Annotated in this window: 15 protein-coding genes; 3 read left to right on the top strand and 12 right to left on the bottom strand. The window is 70.8% G+C overall.

Annotation, left to right across the window (positions count from 1 at the left end; translation table 11 throughout):
* Nucleotides 1-68: 68 nt before the first annotated feature.
* The 9 genes from ABT127_RS12785 to ABT127_RS12745 all read right to left on the bottom strand — a co-directional run bounded on the left by ABT127_RS12785 (nucleotide 69) and on the right by ABT127_RS12745 (nucleotide 9,629).
* Nucleotides 69-1,400 carry a M28 family metallopeptidase gene (locus ABT127_RS12785; protein WP_351447963.1) on the bottom strand — a complete coding sequence of 444 codons (1,332 nt, stop codon included), beginning with the start codon at nucleotides 1,398-1,400 and terminating at the stop codon, nucleotides 69-71.
* A gap of 172 nt (nucleotides 1,401-1,572) precedes the next feature.
* Complete coding sequence (locus ABT127_RS12780) at nucleotides 1,573-2,055, bottom strand: phospholipase (RefSeq protein WP_351447960.1); 483 nt, start codon at nucleotides 2,053-2,055, stop codon at nucleotides 1,573-1,575.
* A gap of 199 nt (nucleotides 2,056-2,254) precedes the next feature.
* Nucleotides 2,255-3,253 (bottom strand): nuclear transport factor 2 family protein, encoded by a 999-nt coding sequence (locus ABT127_RS12775; RefSeq protein WP_351447957.1) that lies wholly within the window; start codon nucleotides 3,251-3,253, stop codon nucleotides 2,255-2,257.
* Nucleotides 3,254-3,338: 85 nt separating this feature from the next.
* Nucleotides 3,339-4,706 (bottom strand): MFS transporter, encoded by a 1,368-nt coding sequence (locus tag ABT127_RS12770; RefSeq protein WP_351447955.1) that lies wholly within the window; start codon nucleotides 4,704-4,706, stop codon nucleotides 3,339-3,341.
* A gap of 138 nt (nucleotides 4,707-4,844) precedes the next feature.
* The gene (locus ABT127_RS12765) at nucleotides 4,845-5,654 is read right to left on the bottom strand and encodes an HpcH/HpaI aldolase family protein (protein ID WP_351447954.1); all 810 of its coding nucleotides are present in this window, start codon (nucleotides 5,652-5,654) and stop codon (nucleotides 4,845-4,847) included.
* Nucleotides 5,651-6,427 carry an SDR family NAD(P)-dependent oxidoreductase gene (locus ABT127_RS12760; RefSeq protein ID WP_351447951.1) on the bottom strand — a complete coding sequence of 259 codons (777 nt, stop codon included), beginning with the start codon at nucleotides 6,425-6,427 and terminating at the stop codon, nucleotides 5,651-5,653. Before ABT127_RS12760 ends, ABT127_RS12765 begins: the two co-directional genes overlap by 4 nt.
* Nucleotides 6,424-7,734, bottom strand: coding sequence for a histidinol dehydrogenase (gene hisD, locus ABT127_RS12755; RefSeq protein WP_351447948.1), 1,311 nt, complete (start codon nucleotides 7,732-7,734; stop codon nucleotides 6,424-6,426). Before hisD (ABT127_RS12755) ends, ABT127_RS12760 begins: the two co-directional genes overlap by 4 nt.
* Nucleotides 7,735-7,779: 45 nt before the next feature.
* Nucleotides 7,780-8,484 (bottom strand): alpha/beta fold hydrolase, encoded by a 705-nt coding sequence (locus tag ABT127_RS12750; RefSeq protein ID WP_351447945.1) that lies wholly within the window; start codon nucleotides 8,482-8,484, stop codon nucleotides 7,780-7,782.
* A gap of 5 nt (nucleotides 8,485-8,489) precedes the next feature.
* The gene (locus tag ABT127_RS12745; RefSeq protein WP_351447942.1) at nucleotides 8,490-9,629 is read right to left on the bottom strand and encodes a cupin domain-containing protein; all 1,140 of its coding nucleotides are present in this window, start codon (nucleotides 9,627-9,629) and stop codon (nucleotides 8,490-8,492) included.
* Between the two features lie 226 nt (nucleotides 9,630-9,855).
* On the opposite strand from ABT127_RS12745, the gene ABT127_RS12740 reads away from it, so the two are divergent.
* Nucleotides 9,856-10,854, top strand: a complete 999-nt coding sequence (locus tag ABT127_RS12740) for a LacI family DNA-binding transcriptional regulator (protein WP_351447939.1) — start codon at nucleotides 9,856-9,858, stop codon at nucleotides 10,852-10,854.
* Nucleotides 10,855-10,858: 4 nt separating this feature from the next.
* Here the strand turns inward: ABT127_RS12740 and ABT127_RS12735 are convergent, their stop codons facing one another.
* From ABT127_RS12735 to ABT127_RS12725, 3 genes are all read right to left on the bottom strand, one after another.
* Nucleotides 10,859-12,292: an amino acid permease gene (locus ABT127_RS12735; protein ID WP_351447936.1), complete on the bottom strand. Its 1,434-nt coding sequence runs from the start codon at nucleotides 12,290-12,292 to the stop codon at nucleotides 10,859-10,861.
* Between the two features lie 151 nt (nucleotides 12,293-12,443).
* A complete protein-coding gene (hisD, locus tag ABT127_RS12730) occupies nucleotides 12,444-13,805 on the bottom strand; it encodes a histidinol dehydrogenase (RefSeq protein WP_351447933.1) in 1,362 nt (453 codons plus the stop codon).
* A 103-nt stretch (nucleotides 13,806-13,908) separates the two neighbouring features.
* The gene (locus ABT127_RS12725) at nucleotides 13,909-14,820 is read right to left on the bottom strand and encodes a LysR family transcriptional regulator (RefSeq protein ID WP_351447930.1); all 912 of its coding nucleotides are present in this window, start codon (nucleotides 14,818-14,820) and stop codon (nucleotides 13,909-13,911) included.
* 460 nt (nucleotides 14,821-15,280) lie between these two features.
* Between ABT127_RS12725 and ABT127_RS12720 the strand changes: the two genes are divergently transcribed.
* Together ABT127_RS12720 and ABT127_RS12715 are read left to right on the top strand one after the other, a co-directional pair.
* Complete coding sequence (locus tag ABT127_RS12720; protein ID WP_351447927.1) at nucleotides 15,281-16,027, top strand: SAM-dependent methyltransferase; 747 nt, start codon at nucleotides 15,281-15,283, stop codon at nucleotides 16,025-16,027.
* Nucleotides 16,028-16,195: 168 nt separating this feature from the next.
* Nucleotides 16,196-17,074: a restriction endonuclease gene (locus tag ABT127_RS12715; RefSeq protein WP_351447924.1), complete on the top strand. Its 879-nt coding sequence runs from the start codon at nucleotides 16,196-16,198 to the stop codon at nucleotides 17,072-17,074.
* Nucleotides 17,075-17,097 lie beyond the last annotated feature (23 nt).

The following is a 17,097-nucleotide window of genomic DNA, read 5'->3' as shown; positions in this document are numbered from 1 at the left end:
CGGCGGTTGATCCCGCGAGAAACGGACGCGCGGCACACGGTGCGATCACCGTGTGCCGCGCGTTCACGTCAGAAGGTCAGTTTCCAGCTGTCGATGTAGCCGGTGTCCTGCGCTGCCACGTCCTGGACCCGCAGCTTCCACGTCCCGTTGGCGGTCTCGCTCGACGCGTTGACCGTGTAGGTGGCGATCACGTTGTCCGCGGAGTCGCTGGAGCTGGAGCTCTTGAGCCGGTACGCGGAGCCGTCGGGGGCGAGCAGGTCGACGACCAGGTCACCGCGGTAGGTGTGCTTGATGTCGACGCTCACCTTGAGTGTGGCGGGCGCGTTGCCGGTGCGGCCGGTGACGGAGACGGGCGACGTCACGGCCGCCCCGTTGTCAGGTACGGCCACGTCCGCGGTGTTCTCGAAGACCGTGCCGGAGGGCGGCGGAGTGGTCGCGGCGGACAGGCCCCAGACGGCGTAGGCGATCGCGTCGCTGTTCCGGTCGAGCGCCGTGTCGTTGATGTTGGCCGAGGTGTCGCAGGACGCGTGGTAGCACCGGTCGAAGGCCAGGCCGGAGGTGCCGCCCCACTTCTGGGCCTGGGCTGCGGTCTTGATGTAGTCGGCGCCGGAGAAGAGACCGCCGACGGGTATGCCGGCGTTCTTGAACGGCGCGTGGTCGGAGCGGCCGTCGCCCTCCGTCTCGATCTCGGTCGGTACCGAGATGCCGGCGTAGTAGTCCTTGAACGTCTGCTCGATCGTCGGGTCGTCGTCGTACACGAAGTAGCCGGGGTTGGGCGAGCCGATCATGTCGAAGTTCAGATATCCGGTGATCTTCGCGCGGTCGGCCGTAGCGAGGCGGTTGACGTAGTACGTCGATCCGACCATGCCGAGCTCCTCCGCTCCCCACCAGGCGAAGCGCAGGTGTTTCGACGGCTGGTAGCCGGCCCGGGAGACGGCGAGGGCGGTCTCCAGGGTCGCGGCCGACCCGGAGCCGTTGTCGTTGATCCCCGGACCGGCCGTGACGGAGTCGAGGTGCGCGCCGGTCATCAGGACCTGGCTCGCGTCGCCGCCGGGCCAGTCGGCGATCAGGTTGTACCCGGTGGACCCGCTGGAGGTGAACGTCTGGAGCGTGGTGGTGAATCCGGCGGCGTCCAGCTTGGCCTTCACGTAGTCGATGGAGGCCTTGTAGCCGGCCCTGCCGTGGGCGCGGTTGCCGCCGTTGGCGGTGGCGATGGACTGGAGCTGGGCGAGGTGCGCCTTGACGTTGGCGACCGGGATGTCCGGGGCCGCGAGGACGGCGGCGGACGACGGGGCGGTGGACGGGGCCGCGGATGCAGGGACGGTGGGAGCGAGGAGGGCGGCGAGTGCGAAGGAGGCCGCTGCTGCCACCGTCGTGGGTCTGGGGAAGGAGAGAGTCATGTGGGGGCTCCGGGTTCCGTACGCGCGAAGGGATCGGGTGTGGAACTGGCCGTGCGCCCCTCCCCGCGGCGGGCGGGAAGGGGCGCGGTGCGTGCCCGATCGTGGACTCTTGACGGCGCACCGTCAAGACGGCATCCGGGCGGTCGTGTCCGCTCAGCGGACGCGGCCGATATCAGCCCACCAGGGCGTCGGCCGGGGCGACCGAGCCGAGCTTGTCGACCGCCTGGTAGTACGTCCAGGCCAGGGCCTTGCAGGAGGTGGCGCTGGCGCCGGAGTAGGTGGCGCAGACCCGCTTGAGGTCCTCGTACAGCATGGTGTCGAGACGCGCCTTGTTGGCGGAGAAGGTGCCCGCGGCCTTGTAGTTGCGGTAGCCGAAGTCGTGGCGCGCGCAGGCCGTCTTGAACGGGAAGCCCAAGGGGTTGTCCGGCGAGGTGGAACAGTAGTCCGTGGACCAGTCGAATCCGTAGGCGCTCCAGGCGCTCTGGTTCTGGCGCGCGGCGTTCCAGCTGTTGTAGCTGGACGCGCTGGTCTGCGTCCAGGAGCTGAGTACCTGCGGTTTGTCCGCCGGAGCCGCCGAGGCGGGCGAGGCCGCCAGGATCGCTGCGGTGAGAGCGGCGGCGGGAACGGCCATCAGGCCGAGGAGTCTGGAACGCATGACGGTGACCTCCGTGGACGACACGAATGCGGGTGCCATGGGGCGGGCGTTCACCCCGGGCAGAGGCATGATGCATCGTCATCAGCCGTCCCACTAGAGGGCGTTGACCTCATCCATCATGTGCGAACCGTCTGTCTCGCGTGCGGGCCCGGCGCCGTGCTGCGCCGGGCCCGCACATGTCTCGCGAGGGCAGGAGCCGTCAGTAGATGTTGGCCGCGACCTCCGCGTCGTCGCTCCGGCCCGCGTTGATCTGGGCGCGCAGCGCGATCTCGTCGTACACGCGGACCTCCTTGACGATGCGGCCGCCTTGGATCAGGAACTGCGAGACGCCCAGCACCGTGACGGGCCGGCCGGTGGGCGGTCCGAAGGCGGGGATGCCGCAGTACGTTCCGTGCATGGTCCACGTCACGGCCACGCGCAGGCCCGCGTACCGCTCGGCGTGGTGGGTCTGGACGTCCCGCACGGCGAAGCGGGCGTCGGGGAAGGGGCCGACCATCTCCAGCAGATCGGCCTGGTAGCGCTCCGGGCGGATGACCGTGCGGTCGCCGATGGTGTGCAGGAAGAGGTCCCGCGCCATGAAGTCGTTGACCTTGTTCAGCCGGCGCTGCGACCAGACCTGGTCGATGAAGTCGAGGACCATCTCGCACTCCGGGCGGAAGTCGTCCGGGCGCGGACCGCTGACGCCCTCCGCGAGGACGTCCTTCGGCGGCTCCTCGGTCATCGACCCGGTGTAGCCCTGGAACTGGAGGCCGCGCGCGGCCTCGTCCGGGTCGATGCCCTTCTGGAGGCAGTCCGCCAGGTCGTCGCGCACCACCCACTCCTCGACCATGCGGCCGCGCCGGTAGAGGCAGTTGGCGACCGTGCGCTTGCGGACACGGATGTTGCGGCCGTCCACGAGGTGCTCGTCGGCGGAGAAGACCAGGTGCGAGCTGAGGAACGCGTCGTCTCCGCGCGCCTCCCACACCACGTCCTCGGCCTGCCCGATGTGGCCCGGAGTGGAGGCCATCCGCATCGTGCTGCCCTCGATGACGCCGTCGCGCCCGACGACCGTGCCGAGACTGGCGTGAACGATGGAGTCGGGCTCGTAGTTGTCGACGATGTGGGCGATGTCGCGCTTGACCCAGATGCGGTCGGTCACCTCGCGGATGAAGTCGTCCGGGTCCTCGTAGGGGAGGTATGCGACGGGGTCCAGAGCCATGGTGCTTCCGTTCCAATGCGGTGTGAATGCGTATGTAGCGATGGGCTGATGGGGGATGGGCGGGAGAGGAGGTGCCGACCGCGGATCAGGCGGGCCGCGGTGTGTCCTGGCGGGGGAACTTGTCCGCACCCAGCCGGCTCCGGTACGTCTCCGTCATGAAGCCGGTCACCACGACGAGCGCCAGGACGGCGCCGACGGCCAGATAGGCCCACACGGCGTAGATCGAACCGAAGGTGTCGACCAGCAGCGTCGCCACGAACGGGGTGATCCCCATGAAGATGGAGAACGAGCTGTTGTACGCGATGGCGCTCGCGCTGAACCGGGTACGGGTGGCGAAGAGTTCCGCCGCGCAGACCGTGATGATGCCCGTGAGGAAGAACTCCGGCACCAGGTAGATGAGTTGGCTGGCCACGGCGGCGCCGAAGGTGCCCCGGTCTCCCACCCAGAAGGCGAGCGGGACGAGGACGATGCAGGCCGCGGCGCCCGTGATGAGCATCGGCTTGCGTCCGACGCGGTCCGAGAGCTTGCCGGCCAGCGGCAGCAGCGGGATGAGGACGGCGATCGAGATCGCGTTGGAGGCCAGGCCCATCCAGCGGGGCAGGCCGAGCGTGTTCGTCAGGTACTGCGGATAGAACGTCACCCAGGTATAGGACAGGATCGCGCACATGATCGAGATTCCGCAGTAGACCAGGATGGGACGCCACTGCGAACGAAGGGCCTCGATCACCGGCGACTTGACGACATCGGTGCCGTCCTCGGTGGCCCGTACGAACTCCGGGCTCTCCGAGATGCGGCTGCGCATCCACAGGCCGATCAGGCTCAGCGGGATCGCCAGCAGGAACGGTATGCGCCAGCCCCACGAGTCGAGCGCGGGACCCTCGAACACCCAGCTGGTCAGCGCCGCGACACCCGCACCGGCGAGCGTGCCGACGAAGCAGCTGTTGGAGGCGTACGAGGTGTAGTACGCGCGCCGGTCGGGCTCGGCCCACTCGACGATGAACGCCACCGCGCCGACGTACTCACCGCCGGAGACGACCCCCTGGACCACGCGGAGCCCCAGGAGCAGGAGCGGCGCCAGAATGCCGACCTGGTGGTACGTGGGCAGGGCCGCGACGAGGGCGGTCGACGCACCCATGGCCACCAGGGTCCACAGCAGCGTCTTCCTGCGGCCCACTCGGTCGCCCCAGCGGCCCAGAACGGTCCCGCCGAGGGGACGGACCAGACACGCGATCGCGATGATCGCGTACGTGCCGAGCACCGCGACCGTCCTGTCGCTCTCGGGGAAGAACGCCGGAGCCATGATCGGCGCCATGTAGCCGTACAGGCCGTAGTCGAACTGCTCGACGAAGTTGCCGACGCTGCCCGCGCCGATGGCCCGGCAGATCGCACTCCGCTTCGCCGCCTCGTCGGGGGCGGCTGCGGGGGCTGTGCGGGGTGGCGCTGCAGAGGACATGGCTGCTCCGATCGCGCGGTGGATGAGGGGATGTCCGAGGGATGCACGCGAGGCATGCATACGTATGAACTAGAGGTGAACGTTAAAGTTCCGGAAGTGGGGCGTCAAGAGGTGCGGGCGGGGCCGGCGAAAGGGGTGTCACAGCGGCGACGGACCGGGCGGCCCGGATGGTCCTGAAGGTCGCGAAGGCTCCGACGGCCGGGCGAGGGCGCCCATGGTGTCCATCAGCACCTGCGCCATGTTGAAGACGATCATCCGGGCTCCGGCCTCCTCGGCGGCCCGCGCCGCATCGAGGCCAGGGACGATCGTCATCACCGTCCGCCCGTTCGCGGCGGTGGCCCGGTGCGCCTGCTCGACCAGGCCGTTCGCGACCTCCGGGCCGGGGAAGCCGCAGTCCGCCGCCAGATCGGCAGGGCCCACCAGGACCGCGTCCACGCCCTCGGTGCCGGCGATCGCGTCGGCGCCCGCGCAGGCGCGCCGCGTCTCGATCATCGCCACGACCAACGTCTCGCGGGACGCGGCCACATGTTCGGCCGCGGTGACCGTGCCGAACCGTCCCGACCTGCTGTACGTGGCGAAGCCCCGCTCGCCCCAGGGCGGGTAGTGGCTCGCGGCCACGGCCCGCCGGGCGTCCTCGGCGCCGTCCACGTGCGGGTGGACGAGGCCGGCCGCGCCCAGGTCCAGGCAGCGCAGCGCCAGCGCGGGCTCGGCCGTGCCGACGCGTACGAGCACGTCGACGCCGTGGGCCTCCGCCGCCGTGATGTGGTGCTGGAGCAGCGCCGTGTCCGCGGGCCCGTGCTCGCAGTCGATGAGCACGTAGTCCAGACCGGCTACGCCCGCCATCTCCACCAGCGTCTCCGAAGGCAGCCGCAGCAGGGCGCCACGCAGCGATTCGCCGTCCGCCAGACGCTGCTTGAGGCTGCGGCGCGGGGTGCGAGGGGCGCTCATCGTGCCACCATCCCCGCCGACAGGTCGATGTCGGCGCCGCACATGCCACGCATCCGCAGCATCGCGGTCACCGCCTGACCCACCTCGTCCTCGGTCACCATCCGTCCGAGCGCGGCACGCGACACGAAGGCCTCCTCGGCCTCGGCGTAGCTGCTGCCCGTGCGCTCGGCCTCGAGCCGGAAGTTGCGCTCCATGCGCGGGCCCGAAACCGGCCCGGGAGACAGGGAGTTGACCGTGACACCCTGCGGGCCCACTTCGCCCGCCAGCGTGGCCGTCAGGCCGATGACCGCCATCTTCGACGCGCAGTACGGTGTGCGCCGCAGCAGCGGTCGCTTGCCCGACACGGAGGCGATGTTGATGACATCGCCGGAGCCACGGCGTGTCATGGCGGGGAGGAACGCCCGGCACATCAGGAACACGCCGCGTACGTTCACGTCGAAGACCTCGTCCCACTCCTCGGGTGAGATGTCGGTCAGTGGTGCCACCGGACCGGCGATACCCGCGTTGTTGACCAGGATCGATATCTCCTCGTCCGCGAGAGCCGAGGCGAGTGCGTCGACGTCCGCGGGGCGGGACACGTCGCAGACCCGGGGGACGACCCAGGGACCGAGTGCGTCGGCGGTGCGCTTCAGGGTGTCCGCGTCGCGGCCGGTGATCACCACGCGGGCGCCGTCGGCCAGCAGGGACCGGGTGATGGCCCGGCCCAGGCCGCTGCCGCCCCCGGTGACGAGCGCGGTCCGCCCGGCGAGCGGCGCTTCGGTGCCGGAGGTCATGCGCCGGCCTCCCCGTTCCACGTCAGCTCCTTGTCGCCGTACTTCGCGGCCCGTACGTCACCGGAGCGCGCGTGTCCCTCGAAGAGCTCGACGCGGGCGGCGCGCCCGCACACCTCGCCGAGCAGCGCCGACGAGGCGGTGTCGGTGACTTCCTGGTGGGTGACCGTCTTGAGGTACTTGCCGACCCACAGGCCGCCCGTGTAGCGGGCGGCGCCGCGCGTGGGCAGGACGTGGTTGGTGCCGATGACCTTGTCGCCGTAGGAGACGCAGGTGCCCTCGCCGAGGAAGAGGGCGCCGTAGTCCCGCATCCTGTCCAGCGCCTGGCGCGGGTTCTCGGTCAGCACCTCCACGTGTTCGCTGGCGTAGGAGTCGGCGACCTCGAAGGCCTCGTCGAGGGTGTCGGTCACGACGATCTCGCCGTGGTCGCGCCAGGCCGGTTCGGCAAAGTCCTTCGTCGGCATGCCGGGCAGCAGCCGCTCGATGTGCCGCTCGACCTCGCGGCCCAGCTCCTCGGACGTGGTGACGAGCACGGCGGGGGAGTCCGGGCCGTGCTCGGCCTGGGACAGCAGGTCGACGGCGACCACGAAGGGGTCCGCGTGCTCGTCGGCGATCACCAGGATCTCCGTCGGCCCGGCGAACAGGTCGATGCCCACCTCGCCGAACAGCTGCCGCTTGGCCTCGGCCACGTACGCGTTGCCGGGGCCCGCCAGCATCGGCACGCTGCCGATGGTCTCGGTGCCCACGGCCAGCGCCGCGACGGCCTGGACGCCGCCGAGCAGGTAGATCTCGTCGGCCCCCGCCAGGTGCATCGCCGCGACCGTCGCGGCCGGGATCTCGCCGCGGATCGGCGGTGTGCAGGCCGCGACCCGGGGCACGCCCGCGACCTTGGCGGTCACGATGGTCATGTGGGCCGACGCGGTCAGCGGGTAGCGGCCGCCGGGCACGTACGCGCCGGCGGCGGAGACGGGCACGTGCCGGTGGCCGAGCCGTACGCCGGGCAGCGTCTCGATGTCGACGTCGAGCATCGAGTCCCGCTGGGCCTGCGCGAACGTACGCACCTGCTCCTGCACGAAGCGGATGTCGTCGAGGACCTGCTGCGGGACACCGGCGACGATGCGCTCGATCTCCTCCGGCGACAGGCGGAAGGACTCCGGGCTCCAGTTGTCGAACTTCTCCGAGTACTGGCGCACCGCCTCGTCACCGCGCTCGCGGATGTCGTCGAGGATGGCGCGCACCCGCTCGGCGACGTCCGCGCGGGCGGCGGTCACCTGAGCGGCGGGGACGGGGGACTTGAGGAATCGAGGCATGACGGCTCTCTTCAACTCGCTTCTGGATGGGACGTCTTGAGACGTTCAGGGGGCTGGGGCGGCGGCCGCCGCTGTGACCACGTCGCGCAACGCCGCGCTCACCGCGTCCGGTCGCTGCCACGGCACCAGGTGTCCGGCGTCCGGCAGTTCGCGCAGACGTGCATGGGGCAGGGCCTCGGCAATGGCGTGGTGGAAGGCGGGCGGGCACAGCGCGTCCCGGCTGCCCGAGAGGACGACGGAGGGGCAGCGAGCGGAACGCAGCGCCGTGAACGCGTCCCTCCGGGTGGCCTGGGCGGCCAGCTGGACGCGCCCGGCGGTGGGGCCGACGGCCTGGGCCATGCGGCGGTAGCGCTCGGCGCCCGCCGGGGTCGGCCGGCGGTCGGGGAACATGTCCGGCAGCGTGCGCTCGACCACGTCCGCGAACCGGCCGACCGCGATCAGTTCGTCCAACTCCTCCCAGGCGAAACGCTGTTCTGCGTTCGGCCCGGCGGCGTTCGTCGCCATCACGCACAGCCCCGCCACCCGCTCCGGCGCCCGCCGCAGCGCCTCGAACCCGACGATCGCCCCCAGGCTCAGCCCGACGAGGACGAACGGCCCGGCCACAGCATCCAGCACATCGTCCGCGAGCACGCCGATGTCCGGACGGGTCAGCGCGACATGGTGGACGTCGTGGCCCTCGGGGAAGGCGACCTCCGCCCACAGGCTCGCGTCGCAGAGCATGCCGGGCACCACGACCAGGGGCAGCGGCACGCCGGTCACCAGCGCCGCGCGGAGCGGGGCAGCAGCGCGTACGGGGCGACGTACCCGTTGTGGTCCAGGCCCAGGCCCGCGTCGGCGGCGGCCTTGAGGACCTCCTCGTCCCACTCCAGCCGGACGCGGCCGTCCCCGGAGTTGACCACCAGGAGGTCGCCCTCCTCGTCGCCGACGTTGCGCAGCGTGCGCCACGCGTCCTGCGGCACCGACAGCATGTCGCGCGGGCCGAGGCGCACCGCGACCTGGTCGGTGCGGTTGAGCGTGACCTCCCACTGACCGCTCTTGACGATCAGGGTCTGGGTCTCGTGCTGCCGGTGCTGCGAGACACCCTGGCCGGGCTCGGCGCGCAGCCAGGCGAGATTGTGGCCGTGCGGGTTGAACACGCGCGGCTCCTGGTGCGGGTCCTCGGTCATGCCGTAGCCGATGACGCAGCTCAGCCGCGCCCCGCCACCGGGCAGGGAGCTGTCGAGGAAGGGGTGCTCCGACCACACGAGATCGTCGGACCCGGCGACCCGGCGCCGCATCTCCTCGGGGCTGTAGTGCCGCAGCCGGTCGATGTGCTCCTGCGCCATGGGGGTGACCAGCTCGGACTCCGGCGGGAGGGTGTCCCCGGCGACGGTGTCGACGAGCTGGTTGTCGGCAGTGAGGTGCAGGCCGTGCTGCGCCGCCTCGCGCAGGACGGAGGGGCCCCAGATGATGCCGCCGGTCCTGTCCATGCCGAGCACGGTGAACAGCCAGCCGTCGTCCGGGCCCGTGTTGGTGAAGCCGCGGAAGATCCACGTGGGGACGGAGGCGATGTCCCCTGCCTTCAGTGGCAGTTCACCCTCGGTGCCGTCGGCGCCCCAGCGCAGCAGGTACTCGCCGTCGGTGCAGATGAACACCTCGGCGGTGTAGTGCAGGTGCAGGTTGTTGGTGATGCCGTGCGGCATGGCGGCGGCACCGATGTTGTAGCCGTGCGGCAGTCGGAGATTGACGTGCTGGCCGGAGGACTGGGAGACGCCCGGCCCGATCATGGCGTAGTTCTCCTTCCGGTCCGAGCCGGGCGTGCGGCAGTCGATGAAGGCCTGGTTGCAGGAGACGAAGTCACTGCGGCGCACCGTGCGCTGCTCCAGCTCGGAAGTGGACACGACGACATCGGGCATGGGTGCTCCCTGGGCAACGAGAATCAGCAAGACTGGAATACGTATGCATTGCCATGACAGGTGTCGGAGGTGTGCCCTGTCAAGGGGGAGAACCTGATGAATCCCGCTCGGGAGGTCTGGGAATCCGGGAGCGACATACGTATACGGCGAGGGCGTACGTATACTGGCCGGGCCTGACGGCGGATTCTGGGCCCGGGCGGTACGCGGTGTCGACGAGGAGAGAGTCATGGCGATCACGAGTCACGACGTGGCGAGACTCGCGGGTGTCTCGCAGCCCACGGTGTCCCGCGCCCTGCGTGACGACCCCCGGGTCTCTCCGGCCACGCGCGAGAAGGTCAGGCGGGCCGCCCAGGCGCTCAACTACGTCCCCAGTGAAGCGGGCCGCACCCTGTCGACCCGGGCCACCCGGCGCGTCGGCGTCATCGTGACCGACATGACCAATCCGTTCTACCCGCATGTCGTCGCCCCGCTCCACGACGAGCTGCGGCAGCTCGGCTACCGGATGATGCTGCTCACCGAGCACTCCGACGAGGCGGTCGCCGAGGAGAAACTCCTGGACCAGTCCCTCGACGGCGTCGTCCTCGCCACGGCGACCACCGACTCGCGCCTGCCCGCCCTGCTGGAGCGGCGCGGCATGCCCTACGTCTTCTTGAACCGGGACACCGGCCAGGCCGGCGACTTCGCCTCCGTCGTCGACAACGAAGGCGGTGGACGCCTCGTCGCGAAGGAGCTCGTCGGCCTCGGCCACCGCCGGATCGCGGGCATCTTCGGGGCGTCCAACACCACGACGGGACGCGAGCGCGAGCTGGGCTTCCGGCTGGCCCTGGCCGACGCCGGTATCGGGTTGCCGGAGGACCGGGTGGTGCGTGGCGCGTTCGAGTACGAGACGGGGTACGCGGCGCTGCCCGCGCTCCTGGCGGCCGCGGAGCCGCCCACCGCAGTGTTCTGCGGCAACGACGTGGTCGCCATCGGCGTGCTCAACGCCGCGCTCAAGGCGGGCGTCAAGGTCCCCGACGACCTCACCGTCGTCGGCTTCGACGACCTGCCCATGGCGGCCTGGGAGGTGTTCCGGCTGACCACCGTCCGGCACGATCTGAGTGAACTCGCCTGCCAGGCGGCCAGGTTGCTGGTCCGCCGGATCGGCGGGGACGTCGATCCGGCGGGCGAACGGCTCGTCCTGCCGACCGAGTTCGTCCCGCGGGCCACCCACGCCGAGGCCCGCTGAACCGTCAGGTCCGGGTGGCTTCGCGGACGGGTCCGGACGTGGTGGCGGCCGCTGCGAGACGGCGCTGGCGCACCACCCCCACGGCGGCGAGGACGGCGGCGAGCCCGAGCGAGAGCCACAACTCGAGCCGGTGGCCCGGCAGTACGGCCATCAGTACCAGGACCCCGGCGATGAACGCGATGGTGGCGAGCGTCAGGTAGGGGAAGCCCCACATGCGTACCTCGGTCGGCCGGCCGTCCTTGCGGCGCACGGCGTACTGCGTCAGCGCGATGACCATGTACATCATCAGCGCGATCGCCCCGCTGGAGGCGATGAGGTACGAGAACACGTCCGGCAGCAGATAGTTGGCGATCACCGCGGCGATCCCGACGACGGTCGACGCGAGCACCGCGTTGCGGGGCACTCCGTGCGTCGAGGTGCGGGCGAAGGCGGCCGGGGCGTCACCCCGTCCGGCCAGTGAGAACAGCATCCGCGATGCCGTGTAGACGGCCGAGTTGAGGCAGCTGCACACGGCCACGACGAGCACCACGTCCATGATCCGCGCGGCTCCCGGGATGTTCATCCGGTCCAGGACGGCCTGGTAGGAGCCGGTCGCCAGGTCGTCGGCGTTCCAGGGCACGAGGCAGACCACGACGAGGATCGAACCGATGTAGAAGAGGCCCAGGCGCCAGACGACCGCGCGGATCGCCTTCTTGATGTTCTTGCGCGGCTCCTCGGACTCCGCGGCCGCGATGGTCACGATCTCGCTGCCCTGGAAGCTGAACATCGCCGTGAGCAGTCCGGCCAGGACCGCCGTGACACCCTTCGGGGCGAAGCCGCCGTGGCTCCACAGGTTCGACACCCCGTGCGTGTCGGACCCGGGCAGCAGCCCGAGCACGGCGAGCACCCCGAGGACCAGGAACGCCACGATCGCGACGACCTTGATCAGCGAGAACCAGTACTCGAACTCCCCGTAATTGCGCACCGCCAGCAGATTGCTGCCGGTCAGCACGAGGATCACCGCGAGGGCCGGGATCCAGCTGGGGACCGACGTGAGGCCCGAGACGACCTCCCCGGCGGCGATCGCCTCGATGGGGATGACGAGGATGTAGAACCACCAGTACAGGTACCCGATCGAGAAACCGGCCCAGCGGCCGAGCGCCCGGTCCGCGTACGTGGAGAACGAGCCCGTGTCGGGGTTGGCGACGGCCATCTCGCCGAGCATCTGCATGACGAGCACCACCAGGGCGGCGGCCAGCAGGAACGAGACGATCACCGCCGGACCCGCGGTGGCCACGGCGGCCGACGAGCCGACGAAGAGCCCGGCACCGATCACCCCGCCGATGGAGATCATCGTGATCTGGCGGCCCTTCAGGCCCTGCGTGAGCGTCGCGCCCGTGGCGGAGGACGGCTCTGTGTCGCCCGTGGCGGGAGACGACGGTGGGGAGGGATGTTGCATGGGAGGATCCTTGGCTCGTGTGCGACTGCTCGTGTGCGACTGCTCGCGTACGAGGGGGAGCCGCGCCGCGCCTGACCGAGGCGCATGCCCCCCAGGAGGGGTGGGCCGGGGACGGCCGTCGCCGGCCCCGGCCCGGTGGTGAACGCAGCGGTCAGAGCTGCTCGCGCAGCGCGCCGGGGACGGAGTCGAACGCGCCGGAGGTGCGGCCGATCCGGTCGATGCGCAGCGTCGCGGTCGCGCCGTGGGCCGCCAGGCCCTCGAAGGCGGAGATCCGCTCGACGGCCGGAGCCAGCGCGGCCGTGCCTTCCTTCGCGGCCCGCTGGTACGTCAGCGGCTTGAGGAAGCGCGAGACCGACAGACCGGCGTTGTAGCGCGCCGTCTTGCCCGTCGGCAGCACGTGGTTGGTGCCGGCGATGCCCTTGTCGGAGTACGCGACTGTGGACCACTGCCCGATGAACAGCGAACCGTAGTTGGTGAGGTTCTCCAGGTAGAAGTCGTCGTCCTCGGTGTGCACCTCGAGGTGCTCGGGGGCGATGACGTCCGCCACGGCGACGGCTGCGTCCCGGTCCTCCACCACGATCACGGAACCGAAGTCGCGCCAGGCGGGACCGGCGATGTCACGGGTGGTGAGGGTGGCGAGCTGGCGCTCCATCTCCGCGACGACGGCGAGGCCCGTCTCCTCGGACGTGGTGATCAGCGCGGCGGGGGAGTTGGGGCCGTGCTCGGCCTGACCCAGCAGGTCCGCCGCCACCCACTCCGGGTCGGCGGAGGCGTCGGCGATGACCGCGACCTCCGAGGGGCCGGCGAGGAGGTCGATGCCGACCTGGCCGAACAGCTGACGCTTGGCCTCCGTGACGAAGGCGTTCCCGGCGCCGACCAGCATGTCGACCGGGGCCTCGCCCAGCAGACCGAAGGCCATCGCGCCGAGCGCCTGGACGCCGCCGAGGGCGAAGACACGGTCGGCGCGCGACAGGTAGGCGCCGTACAGCACCGCGGGGTGAGCGCCGTGCTCACCCGACGGCGGGGTGCACGCCACGACCGTGGGCACGCCCGCCGTCTTGGCGACGTTGACCGTCATGAACGCGCTGGCGAGCAGCGGGAAGCGGCCGGCGGGCAGGTAGGCGCCGACGCGGGAGACGGGCACGTAGCGCTGGCCGCCCCGCACGCCGGGGGCCAGCTCGATCTCGAAGTCCGTCAGGTGCTCGCGCTGTGCGGCGGCGAAGCGGTGGGTGCGCTCGTAGCCCATCTCCAGGGCGGTGCGGACGTCCGCGGGCAGGGCGTCGCCCGACTTCTTCAACTCGGCTGCCGGAACCTCGAGTTCACCGGACCAGCCGTCCAGCTCCTGGGCGTAGGCGCGCACCGCGTCCATGCCCTTGCGCTCGATCTCCCCGAGCATCTCGGAGACGCGCTCGACGACCTTCGGGTCGCGCTGGGCGGGCGGACCGTCGACGGACGGCTTCTTGAGCCACTTGAGGGGAGGGAGGGCCTGTGCTTCGTCGTGCGTGATCTGCATGGCGAGGACGCTAGACGGGCTGCTGCCACAGGACTAGAGGGGCGATTCCTGTCCGATCCACAGGGTTTCCCTGTACGTGAGAGTGGGCTGCACGGGGAGCCGGTCAGAAGCCGCGTTCGGAGCGGATCTCGCGCAGGGTGTCCTCGGCGATGCGGACGAGTTCGCGGGTGGCGCGGGACAGCGGGTGCCCCCGGCGTCGTACCAGCGCGATGGTGTCGTAGAGGGGATCGGCGAAGGGAACGGTGCGCAGCCCCGCAGGGAAGGCCGGACTGTCGACCACCGCACGGCTGGCGATCGTGTCGCCGACCCCGGCCGCCACCAGCTTGAGCGCGGCCTCGATGTGTTCGAGCTCGATCAGCGGGTCGATGCGGACCCCGGCGAACTGGGAACGTTCCGCGAGCTGCCGCCGCGTCGGGTCCTGCCAGCCGTAGTGGGCGTCGTACAGGACGAGGGGCGCCCGGGCGAAGTCCTCGATGGTCACCGGCGTACGGGTGCGCTCCTCGCTGGCGCTGACGTAGTGCACCTCGTCGCGCAGCAGTGGCGTCACCTGCAGTTCCTCGTCGTCGATGGGGAGCACGACCAGGCCCGCCTCGATGCGTCCCGCCGCCACGGCGGCCGCCGTCTCCGCCGAGTTCTGCCCCACGAGCCGTACCCGCACCGACGGGTAGCGGGCGTGGAACATCTGGACCAGGTTGGACAGCAGGTAGTAGTCGGCGTTGCGCAGGACCCCGAAGGTGGCGGTGCCGCCGCCGAGCGAGCCGAGGGAGTGCACGGCGCGCGTGCCGCTGTCGGCGGCGTTCACGGACTGCTGGGCGTAGGGCAGCAGTTCCTGCCCCGCCGAGGTCAGTGTCAGGGTGCGGCTGCCGCGCGCGAACAGCTCGGCGTCGAGTTCCGCCTCCAGGCGGCGCACCAGTTCGGAGGCCGATGCCTGGGCGATGTCCATGGCCCGCGCCGCGGCGGTGAACGACCCGAGACGCTCCGCTTCGACGAAGGCCCTGAGCTGGTTGAGGGTCATGCGGCACAGGATATTCCTGTGGTTGTGGCAGGAAGCGCAGAGGTTGTCCTTCACTGCCTCGACGGCGAGTCGGGTGTTACCTTTGCCAGAGAAGTGACGACACCGTCGCTCATGGAGATGTCAGGAGGTGAGTTGCATGGTCGCTGTGGAGACCACCGCTGTCCGCGGTGCCCGGATCATCCTCACTTCCCGGGCCTCGGCCTGACTCACGCCTGCCTTCCCGCTCCTCCCGCGGAGGACTGGTTCCGGCATGCCTGCCATCCGGCGGGGCCCCCTGCCAAAGGGTCTCCACCGTGTCTCATCGACTCACTCCCCGTTCTCTCCATCCTCCTGGTCCTGCTGCGTCCGCGTGCGTCGTAGTCCCATCGGCCGTCCCGGTCCCGGTCCCGGCCGTGCCGTCCGTCGTCCGCGACGGGCGCTTCGACTCCTTCCGCCAGGCATGACAGAAAGGACTCAGGTCATGGACCTTCCCCGCATCTTCACCATCCGCGAGAGCGGCCACCGGATCCACAACCCGCTCACGGCGGCCAAGCTCGCCTCCCTGGGGGAATCGCTGCGCCTCGCCCCCGGCACCCGGATGCTCGACCTGGCCAGCGGCTCGGGCGAGATGCTCTGCACCTGGGCGCGGGACCTGGGCTTCACCGGGACCGGCGTCGACATCAGCACCCTCTTCACCGAGCAGGCCAAGGCCCGCGCCGCCGAACTCGGTGTCGGCGACCGGGTCGAGTTCCTGCACGGGGACGCCGCCGGTCACGTCGCGGACGAGCCGGTCGATCTGGCCGCCTGCATCGGCGCCACGTGGATCGGCGACGGCCTCGCCGGAACGATCGAGCTGCTCGAGCGGAGCCTTCGGCCCGGCGGCCTGATGCTGATCGGCGAGCCGTACTGGCGGCGGACCCCGCCGGACGAGCGGACCGCCGAGGACTGCCACGCCACGGCCGTCGCCGATTTCCTCGAACTCCCCGACCTGATCGGGCAGTTCCAGGGTCTGGGGTACGACGTCGTGGAAATGACGCTGGCCGACCAGGACAGCTGGGACCGGTACGCCGCCGCCCAGTGGCTCAGCATGCGCCGCTGGCTCGACGCGAACCCGGACGACGCCATGGCCCCCGAGGTACGGGAGGAACTCACCGACGAGCCCGCCCGCTACGCCCGCGCCACGCGTGAACACCTCGGCTGGGGCGTCTTCGCTCTCATGAAGCGCTGACGCACCCGTCCCGTGCGGGGCCCGGACACGACACCGGCCGGGCCCCGCACGGGACGGTACCGCCTACCATAGGTCGGCTCGGCCGCCGACCGTTCCGCCTGCGCGCGCAGGCCTGCCAGGTGCCGGGCAAGGGGGAAAGTACGTACATGAGGGGGGACAGTGGCTGACATGCCGTCCGGGGTGGTGCCGCCCCGCCCGACGCAACTGTCGTCGTGGCAACAGGCCGAGCTCAACGCGGCTCGCTGGATGCGGTACTGGGGGTACGGCGATGCCACCGCCGGTCCGGGCGGTCCGGACGGGGGCATCGATGTCCGCTCCGCCGGCGCTCTGGGCCAGGTCAAGTACCAGGCGGCCCAGGTCGGCCGCCCGGAGCTGCAGCGCTTCGTGGGAGCGCGGCCCTACGGATCGACCGCACAACTGATCTTCTTCACCGGCAGCGACTACGCGTCCACCGCCGTGGCCTACGCCAAAGAATGGAACATCGCTCTCTTCACGTACCGCCTCGACGGGACGATGACACCCGTCAACGAGCCGGCACGCCGTGTCCAGCGCGGCACCCCCGGGTCTGCGAGGCCCGCGGCCCCGACCGCCCGAAGCCCGCGACCGGCCGCGACACAGACGTTCTGGCAGCGGAACCGGCGGGTGATCGTGGGGGTCGTCCTCCTGATGGCGCCCCTGGGCTCGATCGGTGACGAGAAGACCTATACCGGGCCGCTGGTCGTGGACGTCCTGAAGTTCATCGGCATCCTCGTGCTCTTCTGGGCGCTCGGCGTGTTCCTGATCGCCACGCGGTTCGGGGTCCGCTTCGCCCTTCGCACGCGCCCCCTCAGGGTGAGCGTGAGTTCTCCGCGGGCGCCCGCGAACCGTGCTCACGTGCCGAGTCCCCGGCCCGCCGCCTCGCCGGACGCCCTGGTCGCCGAAGCCGCGGAGCTGCTGCGCGGCGGCAGCAAGCAGCACCACGTGGACAAGATCCTCAAAGACCGCGGTGTCGGATTCATGGAGCGCGGCCGCGTACTCACCGAGGCGAGGAAACGCACCAAGCGCTGAAGACGGCCCCGCTCCTCCGGCCG

Origin of the sequence: Streptomyces sp. NPDC001904 (genome assembly GCF_040297005.1) — a bacterium.
Taxonomy (GTDB): Bacteria; Actinomycetota; Actinomycetes; order Streptomycetales; family Streptomycetaceae; genus Streptomyces.
Note: the sequence above shows the minus strand (reverse complement) of the source record. Positions and strands in the feature narration are given on the sequence as shown.